The organism is Bacillus sp. PSXD-155 (genome assembly GCF_049310765.1).
GTDB lineage: Bacteria > Bacillota > Bacilli > Bacillales > Bacillaceae_G > Bacillus_A > Bacillus_A cereus.
The window spans coordinates 1-15,298 of the sequence record NZ_JBMOWC010000079.1; the positions used below are offsets into that span (position 1 = coordinate 1).

Genomic DNA, 15,298 nt, shown 5'->3' on the forward strand with positions numbered 1-15,298 from the left:
TGTTCTATTAATTTCAATTGTTTTACTATTAAATTCTTGTAAATCACTATCTTCTGGATTTGCTTCATATCCCCATAATAAGGTAAGTGAATCTACATAATCTGTAGCTTGCTCCCCAGCTTTTTTTAGCCCTTCATATAACTCTTGCTTAAGTTCGCTAATTTCCTTTTCAAATAGCCCTACTTTTATTAACTGTCTGTATAGTACAAAAGCTTTGAAATACCAGGTGAATTTCATTTCACCATTAACCAACTTACGATAAGCTGTGTCCATAGCATCAAAAAACACGTCATCCTCTAGCTCCATATACCCACTTCTTAACAGCTTTAGATAAGATGGTGTATCATCTGTATATTGGATTTTAATTTCATTCATTTCATGTTCAAAAATTTCCTCATTAAATATTCCTTTTCGAACTAGTATTTCGGAGAATTTAAAGTAAATAAGATCATTGTAATTATTAGAGTCATTAAAGTACTTAGTTTTAAAAGCCTTAATATAATCTTTTGATTTATTTTTACTTATCATATCCGAATATGTGACATGTGATATGAAATCAGAATTAGATCTTATAACTTCTAGTTTATCATTTTCTTCAATACCAGTCTTAATCTCAAATGAAGCGGCAAGCGTAAATTTAAGTATTGAAGAAAGTATTCGATTGTCTAAATCCTTATATTTTTCATTATAGTGTCCATAGATTATTTTGAAATCATCTAAGGCTTGTTTCAAGATACGAATGTTTTTAGCACCACTGTTTTGAGCAGTTGTTTCTATTATTGATAAATTATCCATCAAAAATACTCTTAATGACTCGTCCTGATAATTTCGAATTATTTCTTTTGTAATTTGAGTAAAATCTGAAGTTAATGATAAAGTTTTTCCAATAAGTTTTTCTTTTATTCTCTTATATGTATCCGTTTTATTGAATAGTGATCTTAATTTATTTTCAATTAATTCGTTGGAATCACCATTTGTCCCTGTAAATGCACCTTCTTTTTCTAAAATAATTGAAGAGGTAATCATTTTCATTTCATAATTTTGAGTATTTAATCGAGTGGATATTTCGTCTTCATTCCCAATAATAATAACTTTAACACCATCATGTTCCACAAAATTATTAATGTAACCCAATATATCTGCAATATCACAATTAGCTCTTTCTAAGTCATCAAAACATAAAACAGTATCAGTGAAATTAAGTAAGTTTTCATAATTTATTTCTGTGTTCATAGCCTCTGATATAATGGGGATTTCAAGGTTTTTTACAACTCCCACAGCCATTTTTCCTAACTCTGTTAATCGTCCTCCCCATTTACTTTCACTTATACTTTTAAACGTTTCACTATTTTTAAAAACATGATCTACTACGATTCTTTTATTAATTTCTTCAATACTTGTAATGCCATAAAGAGATAGATAGGCGGTCTTTTGCTTCTTGCCGTTTAGTTCAATATTTTCAATCTCATTCTTAAGGACATTGTTCCAAAAGTAAGTTTTCCCACAACCCCATTCTCCGTTAATTAAAATCGCATAATTTGTGTTTTCTTGTTCTACATAATTAATGACACTATCAATAATATATTTCATTTGTTAGCCCCCTTATAATTAACAATTTTATCATTTCAATTTTGATTTAAACTATATTGTCGAACGAAAATAAGATGGATTTCAACAATTCGTCTTGCAAACAAGACAACGAGATATTATAATAAGTATAAGAAAACAAAGGAGGGATCTACAACAACTAATGGATGAAATTAAAAATGGAGAATTAGAGGAAGCTCTATTTTCCGTTTATACAACAAGAGAAGCTGAAAAAATTTGGGGACTTGCGGAAAACACTGTTAATAAGTGGTGCAACCGAGGAAAGTTCTATGAGAATGAAGCGAGAAAAAGTGGGAAAGTTTGGTTAGTTACACGTAATGGTATGAACAGACTAACTCGCAAATAGTAAACAAGAAAAAGCCCTTACCACCGCCAGATAGTCAGGACTTTTTCCATCATTAACTAGGAAGGTGATTCGAATGGCAAATACCTTATCTAAAGTTAACAATTGTAATTCCATTATAACACAGAATCAATCAAAAGAATTAGAGCATATAAGTTTCAAACAAGATGCTTTAAAGAGTTATAGATCCTTATGTGAATGGTTTGGAATTGAGGACTGTATTAATTCTCAAATTTGGTTCTTTGGAACGTTTGGTATTGCTATAGCGATGCTTTTTACTACATATTTGATTGCTGGGTTTCTCTATGGGTTTTAAATTTTAAAATCAGAGGAGGAGCAAGTATGAAAGCAGCTAAAGCAAAACGTGGTGAATTTTATGTTCATAAAAAGAATGGTTGGGTATATCAGGTATTAGGATATGCAAAAATGTTTGAACATGAAGAACAAGATATCATAATCCTTAAATGTATGAGGGATAATATGACTGTTACTTTAAGCGCTGAACTTTTCGAGCTTTATATAAAAGCGAATAAATTCTTAAAAACAAAAAACATACTTAATAATTTGAAAGTTAGTTTATAACATTACAAATTTTGGAGGTATTTTTATGGAAAAGACTATTTCAGTTCCAACAATTAAAATTGGTGACTATGTACAATTTTCAGATCGCAAGAATCCTTCTTTAAAATTAAATGGTTATGTAGTAAATATTTTAACTAACACAATTATCGTAGATGTTTCAGAAACTATCCAAAATAAAGGTTATAAAGAAATAGACGTTCGGCATGTTGTAAAACACGGTCGGTATAGAAAAATTCGTTCTCGTAAAAAACAGGCTTCCTAAACTCTTAAACAATTGCTAATAAAAGTGTGGATCTCATGAAGGAATACATGAGTAATCATAAATAAAGAGTCCTAATAATAACGGACTCTTTTTCCTATGTGGGTCACCTTATCAAAAAAAGAAAATTGTACGTTTAGACATATTTTCGTCACAATTAACCCCTTTTGCTGTACGTTAAGAGCTATTTGTTCAGAAAATCTTATGTTTATGGACAGAGGATAAAACTCAATAATATCAACGTTTCCTAGCTATAATCGTGTTCATAAAATGTGTAAATAAATCAATGTTCAATTAAATTTAGGATTTTATCTTTCTGAACATGCACTCATCTTTAAAAAACACTGTAATGATAAGGTTTTGTAGTCCTTAGCGTACAATTTCCCCAAAATGATATGGTGACCCCTATAATGAAAGCTCCTATATATGGAGCTTTTTATTTTTAATAACATACTGATTTAATTCACCTTTCTTAACAAAAATATAGATAAATATGGTAAAATGGTAATTGGATAGGAATACGATATACTTGTACATGTTATTAAAATTAAAGTGGTTCAAATCGGAGGAAGGCACTCGTTAGGGTGTCTTTTCTTTATGATTTTACACAAATAAAAAAGCCTCTTATAAAAGGCTTTTTTATTATAAATAGATTTAATTAATTAAATCCGAGCTTCAAAATAACCTGTCCATGTACCATTCGGTTCTTGCCATGCATTTTTCAAGTACCACGTTACACCATATTGTACAGTTGTGTTCGGTATAGAATTTCTAGAAAAATACCCATATATTGTATTAAAGACCACTTGTGTTGCCATAGTAACCTTTTCTTGCTTCGGACTTTCAGTATTAGGTGTTGCAGCCATTGCTCCACCTGCACTAGATAACATAATACCAGTCGCTAATGCCCCAACTACTAATTTCTTGAACATAAAAATTCCCCCTCAAGTATTTTTATATCTTACACACGCCAGCCTTCAAAATAAGCTGTCCAATTACCATTCGTACCTACATATGCTCTTTTCAAGTGCCACGTGATACCGGTACTAGATTCTGTAAATACGTTCGGTATCTCTTCTCTGTAAGCATACCCATGTACATATTTCCCAATCTTTTCAATTGGTGTCGCTGTCATAGTAACCTTTTCTGGTTTTGGACTTTCAGTATTAGGTGTTGCAGCCATCGCGCCACCTGCACTAGATAACATAATACCAGTCGCTAATGCCCCAACTACTAATTTCTTGAACATAAAAATTCCCCCTCAAGTATTTTTATATCTTACACAACAACCTTAACGTTTTTTCCAAATACTGTCTACCCGTTAAACTAAATAAATTAATATTTGAGTATCAAGAAATTAAAACATCAAACAGGAAAATACGACTATTTATAACGTTTTCATTGTGCTCATACAAGAATATGCAATATTGCATATTTATTAACTGTAATACATTCCGTATTCCTCCCCTTTGAGACGTACCACCAACATTTGAACAAAAATATACGCTAAACAATTTTCGACATAGAAAAAGCAGATTTCCTGTACGTTAAGAAAAAATCCCCACACGATGTGCAGGGTAAGCAGTGAACATTTTGGCTGGGTGACCCCTATGTATATCTTTATTAAATTTACTTTTAGGTTCTTTTTAGCTTATAAAGAAAAAAGCCCCGGATAGGACTATATGGTTTTCTTCATACCGCATTGACGACATTCTCTTAAAAAGATGAAATCTTTAACGGAACTCTTGAATGAGGTATTGCCACAATTATTGCAACGACCGCTAATTTCATCTGGCAGCTCCTTGTATGCGTATATTTTACTTAGATCGTATTCTTGTTTAGGTTCTTTATTTTCCATTTGTTTCACCTACATATTAATCAGAATTAATATAACTTAATCATAATAACATGAAGTCTTCACATAGATACTTTTTATTTTGTAGATGATTATGTATATTTTATATCTGTTACATGATTAATTTTTATATATAGTACATTATCATATTGGTTCCTAAATCTTAATTCATTACAGACCATATCGTAGTAATGAATATAACCCACTTCGGAATATACCTTGTTCTCTTTTTGGTATGAAATACTTACTTGCTTATTTTCAGCCATTGCACAACACACAATATCATTTATAAGATCTAGTTTTTGTTCATCTAAAATAGGCATCGGTACTTCGTTTTGTTTTTCATACATTTCATTTAATCCTTCAAATTGTTCTTTTATGGCTGAAAATGGAACCCAGCGCATCATACCTCTATCAATCATATTCTGTATTCCTCCTTATGCTTTATGTCCACCTATTTTTCCGTTTCTTTCTCTTTGTGTAGCCCCTTTAATATAGCTAATTCCACGCATAATTGAATTTTTACCATATCTATGCCGGATTCCGTCCATTGTCTTTGCTAATTTCCTTTTAGTATCTTTTTGAGAAGTATCTTCGAACAGTGACATTTGAATTGCATCGTCCCTAGTCAAATTCTTTAGTGTGATGTGTATTTGGCGCACCGGATGACCAGAGTGAAACTTTTTTAATAGGCTTAAACAAGCAGCATAGACATCTTCCGTTAAACATGTCGGTTGATCTAAGGTAATCGCTCGTTTAAAACCTCCACCGATGTATTTGCTATAGCCTATAGAAAGCTCAACCGTACGACAGCATTTATCCATAGATCGTAAACGAAAACAAGTTTCTTCGATTTGTTCTAAAAGGAGTAATTTTAATTTATTTGGGCTGAAACAGTCCTCTAACAAGATTTGTCCTTTTGTAATAGAGGTACTTTTTGGAATGTATTTATTTGCAATCCGGCTCTCATCTATACCATATGAGAAGCGATATAACTCTTCACCCTTTACTTTGCCAAACCTCTTAATCAGATTTTCTTTAGGCGTTTTTGCAACTTCCTTTAAGGAAAATAGTCCCATGCTGTGCAATGCCTCTTCCGTAGCCTTTCCGATTCCCCATACTTTGCGAAGGGGCTTAACTTCCCATAATTTTTTCGAAACATCATCGTATGACCACATTGCAATTCTAGAGTTTGAATGTTTACTTTCCACATCTAAAGCCACCTTTGAAAGAAATAAGTTAGGTGCAATTCCAATAGATGCAGTTATACCCGTTGTATCATATATCTCTTTTTGAATTCTTTTAGCAATTACAATTGGATCACGTCCGAAAAGATGCGCTGTTTGTTGCATGTCTAGAAAGCACTCATCTATTGAGTAAACGTGTAGATCTTCAAGCGCTACATATTTTGTATAGATTTCAGTAATTTGATTTGAAATTTCAACGAATCTTTTCATTGTTGCATTCACGATAATAATGTTCGGATCTTTTGGGATTTCATATAATCTTGTTGCTGTAGAAATGCCCATTTTTTTAAGTTCGGGAGTGGCGGCAAGTACTATTGATCCTTTTCTATTTACATCCCCAACGACAGCTAATTTTACTTTCAAGGGATCTAATCCTCTCATTACACATGCACAACTTGCAAAAAAAGAACAAAGGTCTATGCAGAAAATCATTCGATTCATACATTTCGAGTAATCAAACATTGTTTTACCTCCAAAAACAGAACGTTTGTTCTTATTATAAACCCTCTTTTTAGGTTTATACAATCCCTTTATAAAAAATATTAATATGGTACGTGAAATTATATAAAGTGTTAATAATTACTAAAATTTCACTAAAGTAATAGTTAACTGTACAATAAAACTATATTTACTACACAAAGGGGGTAGGTAAAATGAACAAAAAGAAAGTTATGGATATCTACGATATATTAGTGGATATCACACTAGATAATGCAAGTTATAGGTCGTTTCAACCTAATGACTTTTCGAAAAGGAACAAAAAAAGAATAGAGCGTATAGAGAGTGAGCATTCATTACTTAGTGGTCATGTAATACTTAGGGACAAAAATATATATATGTTCTTAGATACTTGTGTTTGGATTAATAATGCCGATAAAGGTAGTTTTGATCTTTTCGCTAAATTAGCTGATCTTAATCAACAAAAAGATGCTATTTTATTAATTCCAGAGCAGTTAAGAAAAGAATGGGATAAAAATAAAAAAGAAAAACTCATAATTAATAAAAGAAACGAATTTAACGACATGTTTAAAAAGACAAAAAAATTCAGAGATATTATGATTACAGACAATGAGAAAAAAATGCAACTAGATACATTAATTACAGAAGCTGAGTCGGTTATAACGGAGCAAATTGAATACGTAAACGAGGGAACCATTTCACTAATTGATCAAATTTTAGGTTTGGGCGTACCAATACATACCAATGATGAAATAAAGTTAGCAGCCACTGATATGGCTTTACAAAGCATGGCTCCATTTCATAAAAAGAAAAACAGTATGGGGGATGCTCTCTTATTTCAAAGCTTAATAGGTAAATTAAAAGAAGAAAAAGATGCAATTTTATATTTTGTGACAGATAATAAAGCAGACTTTAGCGAAGATAAAGATAGAGCACCTTTTAAAATGCACCCTGACTTACTTAACATGGCTCAAAATCATGGTATAGAAATCAGATATTCTTTAGATCTATCAAAGACAATTGATGAAATAATTGAAGTTGTAACTGATAAAGAATATTTGGATGAATGTAAAAAAAAATATGAAGATGAATGTGAAAAATATCATCAAAGTCGTCATGCTGATTCTAAAAATGTATGTGATAACTGTCGTGAAACCTTATAAGAAATAGCGAACGACAATCAATACTAAATTTCGATAATCAAAATTTTTTCACTTAATTTTTATAACCATTCAATTAAACTATAAAAAAGCTCTCATCCCTTTTACATGAAGGGGTGGGAGCTTCTTTTTTTTTAGGAATATCCTTTGCAACAAGATGCAATTATATTTCAGCCTATTCGCATCTTGTAGCTATTATTATGTATGCTATATTCCACAAAATAATTACAAAAAATCTATAATCCTTTTCATCTATTTTTATTGTATGCACCACCGGAAATACATATGCACCATCCATGGTGAATACGTATAAACTTCATTGAAAGTGTCAAAAATAACAGTTACATAGGATTAAAGAAAGGAAGGCACTTTCATGAAAGGAAAAAAGAAAAACCGTACAAATCTAGGAAAATGGTTAGATCAAAATGGAATAGAGCAGCAGGAATTAGAAGAAGCAACCGGTGTTAGTCGTAATACAATTTCGAGGTTATGTAATAATAAATCTCACACTCCAAGCTTCCCAGTCATCCAAAAAATTTTTCGAGCAATTAAAAAAGTTGACAGGAGTGCCAAAATAACTGATTTTTGGGACATGTAAAAAGCACAAGGAGTAGAGTTTACCTTGTGCTTTTTAACTTTATAAAACTTCTTTTAATAGAAATGTACGTACATACACATTATATTTTATTCCATAACTCTCTAACTTTTGTTCACGATAGTCTGATATTGTAAAAAATAAAATATTTGGTACGACATCACTTTGTTTTTTATATAGCTTTGTAATTAAAGCATAATATTTTATTTTTTCTTCATTGGTCGTCATATGTTGCAGCCTATCAATTTCAACGAAGTGTGGTACTTGATCTATTAAATAATAAGCATCTGGTACAATTATTTTTTCTTCATTTTGGTATCTAAATTTTATAACTTGTTCTGTTTTCCAATCGGGAAAGCCCAGCCACATCCAAGCTTCATTCCTTAAAAGTATATGTTCAAGTTGATGTTTCTTTTTTCTTTCATTTGGTTCTAATCCTAATAAGGCACAACCTTTTTTATTGAGATAATAAACATACTCTCGGTTATGCGAGGTAACATGGCAATATTGCCGTAGATCCTTCAAAATACGATTTGCATTTCGAATGCTACCAAGAGCATGAATAGCTTGCAATTGCCTCCTAGAAGCAAATTCCAGCTTATTTAAACTCGATAAAATCTCGATTTGTCTCGCTCTCTGTTTGAACTTCTGGTGCCTCATTTTGCTTCACCACCTTGTATTGCTTTAGTAACGCCCACATATCTTTATCCTTTAAAAAAGGTACCTGGATTTCTTCTGTACGATCAGTTTTAAATAATGCTCTTCCTGGCAGGGATGGCAGATCCTCCAGTCCTGGTTCATCCAAAGCGACTTGGGAAGCAACCGCTGTTGGTAATCGAAAGCCTATTTTCGCATCAGAGTTTTGTTTAATTTGTCTTGGTAATGTATCAGAAGTAGGATATTGAGTGCAAAATATGAGTCGAAACCCTAAACCACCTCCGATTCTTGCGACTTCGGACAACATCTCCTGGCACAAAAATAATACATCACGTTGTTTTTTAGGTAATCCCTGTGTAGGACATAGATTTGCTCCTTCATCTACTATGATAAAGCAGCGTTCTTTAATTGATGTATCTATGATATTGGTAAAATAGGACTTCTTCATCATTTCGATCTGTTTTACCATCTTTTCACGTACCCTTATCAACATTTCTAACGCCTGTTCTGGATTTTCAGCTACTTCTACAACTTGGGATAGCTCTTTGTAGGGACTAAATTCCAGCCCTTCTTTTAGATCGATAATATAAAATTTTACGTGTTGAGATTGTTGCAAAATCAAACTAGTCATCACATTTTTTAGGAATACTGTTTTTCCAAACCGTGTCATACCCGACACGCACATATGCGGAGTTTTCTCGAAATCATGATACACTTGTTTATCTAACGCTCTCCCCATCATAACTCTCCATGTATGCTCTTTTAATAGACTTTTAGACCAATTCCACATTTCAGGTATTCGTTGGCTAAATACTCGAATATGAAGCTCTCTTTGGTGAAACGATATTTTAACAGGTTTATATAGACCTTCTTCTAATACTTCAGCTAACTTCCGGATTAGTTGACTAGGTACACCAAGTGGTAACTTGTAAACATAATTCATACTTATATCATCTTTAATTTCTTTTATAAAAATGGGGTATTGTAATTCCCCTTTATGTTGAACACATACCTTTGTAATTTCAAAAAACGTTGCAATCTTTTTCTTATCACTCGGTCCATTACTTTGGTAAAAATATGCTACAGTAATAAAGGTTGCTGGTATTAATAAAAGTGATAACATTACCTCCATACCTCCTTAAGGTAGTTGAGCTTGTGTGGAAGCTTAGAAACAACCGTTCAAGATGCGTTATTATAACCATTTTCAACTACCAGATGTAATTCTAACGTAGAAACACATCTAGTATATCCATTAGAACGTACCAAACAGTTCCAATTAGTAGACATTTAAGACCCGCACGTAGCAACCAACCTGGAAGGTAAAAACCTTTCTTTTTCAAAAATTTAATCCCTAAAACTGAAGCTCCCGTCACGCCATACACAATACCTAATTCTCCAATGATTGTCATATTAACCCCATCCTTTTGGTTTAATGGACAAATTCCCTTTACCATCCTTAAAAAGTTGATACTCATCTAATAGCTCATTCCAGGAGACAGCCTGTTCATCACCATATAAATCTTCTTCGATTTTTTGACTTAAGTAATAATAAAATTTGTATTGCCGATCTAAATAAACATCATAGCGCAACATATGATCTCGTATAGCACAAACATTTTCTTCCTTGTTAGTCTCGTTATACATTTGTTTAAGCATTTGTGAAGGGTAAAGATACGGAGTACTATATAACATTTGATAATGATTCATATTTCCTCACCATCCATATAAAATTCTAGGCACATTAATAAATATGATAAAAGCTCCATTTTTTGAATTTGTACCTAAAAAAAGTACAAAAACACGCCATTCCTATTTACGAATGACGTTTGACAAACAAGCTTTAATTATTTAGATCTATGTTATAAAAGTACTAATACTAATAACATTAAATCATAATTCAAATGTACCCAATATCCCATATGTGCGTTTTGGTACTTCACGAATACTATTAGATGAGGTAAAGCAGGTATACCGATAAAAAAAATACACTGTATAAGATTAAAATTATAGGTTGGAAGGTGTAATATCCCAAAAATTATACTTGCTAACAGAAAAGATATAATTATAATTGTGCGTTCGTGAGAGGTAACATATTGGAGCAATTTATAACAACCTAGTAATAACGAAATAAAAATTAAATTTTCACCGAATAGCTGAATAAACAGCACAAATATACGAAACAAAATCAGCTTCCATTCACCTACAAACCCTTGATTTGTAGCAAATTCAAATGATGTAATTGTACTAACTGTTAATGCAACAAACATTATTACAAAAATGATATATAGAGCAATCCACCATGTTTTTTTATACTGTTGCAATGTGAATTTTTTAAAAATCTTTTGAATATCAAACTTAAAAATCCAGAAAAATGGAATCACAATTGGTATCGTATAAAAACATGCTTGTAGCATGGCTTTCACATATTTGCTTTTTTCATTAAAGAAGTTTGTATATAAAAAATTCCATAAAGGCGTGTAAATTAAAACGAAGCTTATTAGAATTAATAAAAGCAATTGGTACAACTTTTTTGTCTGTACAACAGATTGAAGGTAGTGGTTCGCTTCCTCAAAATTAAAAGTTAAATCTAATAACTTATGTTTTTTAACTTGTTTATTTAATTCTATATCGCTTTTCGCCATTTCCATCCCCCTATTAGAATGTGTTAAAGGTTATCTTCCTTACTAAAAAAACAGCAAAATCGGAATCTATGCTATAATGATACCAGGTAAATGCGAGGTTAGGGTGGAAGGGCTGTCCTCTTTTTTTCCAATTGGAAAAGAAGGGGGGTGAACTAGCCATGGAAGTTTTTCTTGAGTTTCTAAAAGAGATGATAAAAGCTGTTATTCGAGAAATTACAGCTCACTTATTTAAAAAGAAATTTTTAGATCAACGAAAAACCACCCTTTCTTCTCGCCGTCCAAAGCAAAAGAAAAAGGGTGGTTTTCGTAAATATAAGCGTTAATTGATAGCCACCACCTTGACGGTAGCAGTTACCCAAAGATGAGCACATGTTAGCGCATGTTGCTCTCTTTTTTTATTGTATGATTTTATTGACTGGAGTATACCTTTATTTGTACTTATATTATATCATGTGAAAAGTCTTTTGCAATCTATACAGGTTCTATTCGAAAATATGACATCCCATTTTTTATTTAGTTAACAGCCATATACCGATTTTGTAGATTACTTGAGCTATTTTCAGGATTCTTCCAACCTAGTTCTTTTAACTTCAAGACAAGTGGATGCCATTTACTTAGTGTACAATACCATTCTTCTCTTCCTTTAAGTTCGTTATAACGTGACTTAATAGAACTTGTTCCTTTAATTTGGTAAAAAAATTGAATAACTTCTTCTCTTTCTACCTTTGTAAAAACAAATGTATCACCATGTACATAGCTATTTTCCCACACTAAATTTAGTATTTTTGAATACCCTTCCGTTTCAAAAAAGTCTTTAAACCACTTACGCACTGACACGTAAGTTTTCATAACTTCTTTCGAAAACTTATTAGGATATAGATCATGTAACATCAAATAAGGATTGTTACTCCAATACTCATAGACTGGCATACCTATTCTGTGTTTTTTAATCCATGTTATATCGTATACTCTTAATAACTGTTCATCCGTTAGTTTTTCTTTCTCCTCAATTGTCCATCTTAATGCCTCTAATCCTTTTTCTTTCGTCCAAAAATTTTTAGAGACCTTCTGTAGTTCCCACTCTTTAAAACGATTTGGGTATAAATCGTTTAACATTTCATAAGAGTTGTTCCAATGTTTATTTAATGGTGTCACAAGTCTATTTCTCACAAGCCATTGATTGCTATAGATTTGTAATAATTGTTCATCTGTTAATTTTTCTTTCTCCTCAATTGTCCATCTTAATGCCTCTAATCCTTTTTCCTTCGTCCAAAAGTTTCTAGGTACTACACTAAATTCCCACTCTTTAAAACGACCTGGATATAGTTCATTTAACATTGCATAGGGACTTAAATTCCAATATGTCATAAGAGGAGTTATTAATCGCTGTTTTTTTATCCATGCTATATTATAAACTTTTTTTAATTGCTCATCTGTTAACCTTTCTTTCTCTTCAATTGTCCATCTTAAGGCTTCTAGTGATTTTTCTTTTGTCCAAAAACTTGAAGGAACATTCTTTAGTTCCCATTCTTTAAAATGACTTGGATATAATTCATTTAGCATTGCATGGGGACTACAGTTCCAATACTTACAGCAAGGTGTAAGTATTCTTTTTTCTTGCAACCATTTTTCACCATAAACTTTTAGCAACTGTTCATCTGTTAGTTTTTCTTTCTCCTCAATTGTCCATCTTAAGGCTTCTAGCCCTTTTTCTTTCGTCCAAAAATTACTTGGTGTATAGCTTAATTCCCATTCCTTATAACGACCTGGATATAACATATTTAGCATCATATATGGACTACTATTAAAAAACAGAGAACATGGTGAAGCTAACTTATGCTTTACAAGCCATTTTTGACTGTATACTTTACATAACTGTTCATCTGTTAACTGTTCTTTCTCCTCAATCGTCCATCTTAATGCCTCTAAACCTTTTTCTTTCGTCCAAAAATTACTTGGTGTATATTTTAATTCCCATTCTTTGAAGCGGTTTGGATACAAATCATTTAACATTGCATATGGACTTCCATTGTATACTAAAGATACCATACCGCTTAATTTGTATTTCTTAATAATCTTACCACTCCAACCTTTTTTTAACTCTTCTGTATCCCAATTCAAAATTACTTCAATTAAGTATTTTGTGACTCTTCTTGCTAAAAGTTTTTTATCGCCTTCACTCCAAACATAATAAGGAAAACCATCTCTTTTTCCATTTAACACTTCTTGGTAAATTTCTTCTATTGTTAATACACTATTTGAACTTCTATGACTAAATCCCACATCTTGAGGGATTATAGGACGGAGTTGCTGAATTCGCTTATACGCCTTTATTACTTCTTGTGTAAAACGATCTGGATATGCATCATGTAATAAATTGTATGGATTATTACTCCAATACATTGCTAAGGGCGTAGTTAGTCCGTTTCTCTTAATCCATTCCATATTATATTCTTGTAGAAATTCTTCATTAGATACATTTCCTTTTTCCTGTAATATTTCTCTAATCACTTCCAAGGCAATCTCTTTTGTCCAATAATTATTAGAAACCTTTTTCAGTTCCCATTTTTTAAAATCTCCTGGATATAATTCATTCAGCATTGCGTAAATATTTCCATTCCAATGTTTATTAAATGGTGTTATTAACCGATGTATTTTAATCCACTCGGTATTGATAATTTGTATTAAATTTTCTTTAATTAATTCCTCTTTACTTTCAATATTCCACTTGATAACTTCTATTGATTTTTCCTTTGTCCAAAAATTTGAAGGAACATTCTCTAATTCCCATTCTTTAAAACGTCCTGGGTATAATTCATTTAGCATTGCATAGGGACTCCCATTCCAATACTTACTACAAGGAGTACTTATTTTATGTTCCTGTAACCATTTAGCTCCATATACTCGTAACAACTGTTCATCTGTTAATTTTTCTTTTTCCTCAATAGTCCACTTTAAAGCCTCTAACCCTTTTTCTTTTGTCCAAAAATTAATAGGGGCCATTTTCATATCCCATTCTTTAAATATCCCTGGATATAGAGCATTGAGAAAAGCATAGGGACTTCCATTCCAATATCTTTTCATTGGTGTATTTAATTTATGTCGATTTAACCATGGTTGATTATATACACATAATAGTTGTTTATTTGTTAACTTTTCTTTTTCTTCTATTGTCCAACGTAAAGCCTCTAATCCTTTTTGTCTTGTCCAAAAATTACTTGGTGTAACTTTAAACATCCATTCTTTAAAACGATTCGGATACAAGGCGTGTAACATGCTGTATGGACTATTTCTCCAATGAGTTTGACAAGCCGAAACCAGGTTATGTTGCTTCAACCAATTAATATTGTATACTTCAAACAACTGTTCATCTGTTAATTTTTCCTTTTCTTCAATAGTCCATCGTAATGCTTCCAAAGCATTTTCCCTTGTCCAAAATTTACTTGGAGTTTGTTTCATTTCCCATTCTCGGAACTTCCCTGGATATAAAGCATTCAGCATAATGTAGGGGCTATGATTAAAAAATTTAGCACATGGTGAAATTATTTTATGTTGAGTTAGCCATTTAGTCCCATACACTTGTAATAATTGTTCATCCGTTAACTTCTCTTTTATTTCAATAGTCCACTTTAAAGCTTCTAATCCTTTTTCTCTTGTCCAAAAATTAAGAGGAGCCATTTTAAATTCCCATTCTTTAAAACGACCTGGATATGCATCATTCAACATTGCATATGGGCTTCCTCGATAAATCATACAAACAGCACCATTTAATTTGTATTTTTTAATTAGTTTTTTATTCCATCCTTCTTTTAACATATTGTCATCCCAATTAAGGACTATCTCTACTAAGTATTTTATTACTCTTTTAATTAAATTTCTGTCTATATCTTC

The 15,298-nt window shown here is 31.8% G+C and carries 19 protein-coding genes; 7 read left to right on the plus strand and 12 right to left on the minus strand.

From position 1 onward, the window contains the following. Nucleotides 1–1,590, minus strand: a 1,590-nt coding sequence (locus tag ACO6VI_RS31135) for a P-loop NTPase fold protein (RefSeq protein WP_422424991.1), incomplete at its 3' end; no start/stop codon positions are given. 160 nt (nucleotides 1,591–1,750) lie between these two features. Between ACO6VI_RS31135 and ACO6VI_RS31140 the strand changes: the two genes are divergently transcribed. The 4 genes from ACO6VI_RS31140 (at nucleotide 1,751) to ACO6VI_RS31155 (ending at nucleotide 2,795) form a co-directional block, all read left to right on the plus strand. Further along, nucleotides 1,751–1,954, plus strand: coding sequence for a helix-turn-helix domain-containing protein (locus ACO6VI_RS31140; protein WP_016106976.1), 204 nt, complete (start codon nucleotides 1,751–1,753; stop codon nucleotides 1,952–1,954). Between the two features lie 73 nt (nucleotides 1,955–2,027). Beyond that, complete coding sequence (locus tag ACO6VI_RS31145; protein WP_085313542.1) at nucleotides 2,028–2,267, plus strand: hypothetical protein; 240 nt, start codon at nucleotides 2,028–2,030, stop codon at nucleotides 2,265–2,267. A 26-nt stretch (nucleotides 2,268–2,293) separates the two neighbouring features. After that, nucleotides 2,294–2,533, plus strand: coding sequence for a hypothetical protein (locus ACO6VI_RS31150; protein WP_416809218.1), 240 nt, complete (start codon nucleotides 2,294–2,296; stop codon nucleotides 2,531–2,533). A 25-nt stretch (nucleotides 2,534–2,558) separates the two neighbouring features. Then, nucleotides 2,559–2,795, plus strand: a complete 237-nt coding sequence (locus ACO6VI_RS31155; protein ID WP_422424993.1) for a DUF2187 domain-containing protein — start codon at nucleotides 2,559–2,561, stop codon at nucleotides 2,793–2,795. Between the two features lie 659 nt (nucleotides 2,796–3,454). Here the strand turns inward: ACO6VI_RS31155 and ACO6VI_RS31160 are convergent. From ACO6VI_RS31160 to ACO6VI_RS31180, 5 genes are all read right to left on the minus strand, one after another. Then, nucleotides 3,455–3,724, minus strand: coding sequence for an LCI fold-containing protein (locus tag ACO6VI_RS31160; RefSeq protein ID WP_422424995.1), 270 nt, complete (start codon nucleotides 3,722–3,724; stop codon nucleotides 3,455–3,457). 29 nt (nucleotides 3,725–3,753) lie between these two features. Then, nucleotides 3,754–4,041: an LCI family antimicrobial peptide gene (locus tag ACO6VI_RS31165; RefSeq protein WP_422424996.1), complete on the minus strand. Its 288-nt coding sequence runs from the start codon at nucleotides 4,039–4,041 to the stop codon at nucleotides 3,754–3,756. 429 nt (nucleotides 4,042–4,470) lie between these two features. Further along, nucleotides 4,471–4,650: a hypothetical protein gene (locus tag ACO6VI_RS31170; protein ID WP_422424998.1), complete on the minus strand. Its 180-nt coding sequence runs from the start codon at nucleotides 4,648–4,650 to the stop codon at nucleotides 4,471–4,473. A gap of 89 nt (nucleotides 4,651–4,739) precedes the next feature. Beyond that, nucleotides 4,740–5,069, minus strand: a complete 330-nt coding sequence (locus tag ACO6VI_RS31175; RefSeq protein WP_090978849.1) for a YolD-like family protein — start codon at nucleotides 5,067–5,069, stop codon at nucleotides 4,740–4,742. 15 nt (nucleotides 5,070–5,084) lie between these two features. Next, complete coding sequence (locus tag ACO6VI_RS31180) at nucleotides 5,085–6,356, minus strand: DNA polymerase thumb domain-containing protein (RefSeq protein ID WP_422424999.1); 1,272 nt, start codon at nucleotides 6,354–6,356, stop codon at nucleotides 5,085–5,087. A 191-nt stretch (nucleotides 6,357–6,547) separates the two neighbouring features. On the opposite strand from ACO6VI_RS31180, the gene ACO6VI_RS31185 reads away from it, so the two are divergent. Both ACO6VI_RS31185 and ACO6VI_RS31190 read left to right on the plus strand, forming a co-directional pair. After that, nucleotides 6,548–7,516, plus strand: coding sequence for a PIN domain-containing protein (locus ACO6VI_RS31185; RefSeq protein WP_422425000.1), 969 nt, complete (start codon nucleotides 6,548–6,550; stop codon nucleotides 7,514–7,516). Nucleotides 7,517–7,886: 370 nt separating this feature from the next. Beyond that, nucleotides 7,887–8,111, plus strand: a complete 225-nt coding sequence (locus ACO6VI_RS31190) for a helix-turn-helix domain-containing protein (protein ID WP_088080627.1) — start codon at nucleotides 7,887–7,889, stop codon at nucleotides 8,109–8,111. Between the two features lie 39 nt (nucleotides 8,112–8,150). Here ACO6VI_RS31190 and ACO6VI_RS31195 read toward each other — a convergent pair whose 3' ends face one another. The 5 genes from ACO6VI_RS31195 to ACO6VI_RS31215 all read right to left on the minus strand — a co-directional run bounded on the left by ACO6VI_RS31195 (nucleotide 8,151) and on the right by ACO6VI_RS31215 (nucleotide 11,407). Next, on the minus strand, nucleotides 8,151–8,768 hold the full coding sequence (locus ACO6VI_RS31195; RefSeq protein WP_043924990.1) for a replication-relaxation family protein: 618 nt from the start codon (nucleotides 8,766–8,768) through the stop codon (nucleotides 8,151–8,153). After that, nucleotides 8,707–9,888: an FtsK/SpoIIIE domain-containing protein gene (locus ACO6VI_RS31200; RefSeq protein WP_422425002.1), complete on the minus strand. Its 1,182-nt coding sequence runs from the start codon at nucleotides 9,886–9,888 to the stop codon at nucleotides 8,707–8,709. The genes ACO6VI_RS31195 and ACO6VI_RS31200 overlap by 62 nt, the downstream gene beginning before the upstream one ends. 100 nt (nucleotides 9,889–9,988) lie before the next feature. Then, on the minus strand, nucleotides 9,989–10,174 hold the full coding sequence (locus tag ACO6VI_RS31205) for a hypothetical protein (protein WP_000152452.1): 186 nt from the start codon (nucleotides 10,172–10,174) through the stop codon (nucleotides 9,989–9,991). Nucleotide 10,175: 1 nt separating this feature from the next. Then, nucleotides 10,176–10,472, minus strand: coding sequence for a hypothetical protein (locus ACO6VI_RS31210; RefSeq protein WP_001017153.1), 297 nt, complete (start codon nucleotides 10,470–10,472; stop codon nucleotides 10,176–10,178). A gap of 152 nt (nucleotides 10,473–10,624) precedes the next feature. Continuing rightward, nucleotides 10,625–11,407, minus strand: a complete 783-nt coding sequence (locus ACO6VI_RS31215) for a hypothetical protein (protein ID WP_422425004.1) — start codon at nucleotides 11,405–11,407, stop codon at nucleotides 10,625–10,627. A gap of 158 nt (nucleotides 11,408–11,565) precedes the next feature. On the opposite strand from ACO6VI_RS31215, the gene ACO6VI_RS31220 reads away from it, so the two are divergent. Continuing rightward, nucleotides 11,566–11,730, plus strand: a complete 165-nt coding sequence (locus tag ACO6VI_RS31220) for a hypothetical protein (RefSeq protein WP_000451649.1) — start codon at nucleotides 11,566–11,568, stop codon at nucleotides 11,728–11,730. Nucleotides 11,731–11,920: 190 nt separating this feature from the next. Here ACO6VI_RS31220 and ACO6VI_RS31225 read toward each other — a convergent pair. After that, nucleotides 11,921–15,298, minus strand: a 3,378-nt coding sequence (locus tag ACO6VI_RS31225) for a hypothetical protein (protein WP_422425006.1), incomplete at its 5' end; no start/stop codon positions are given.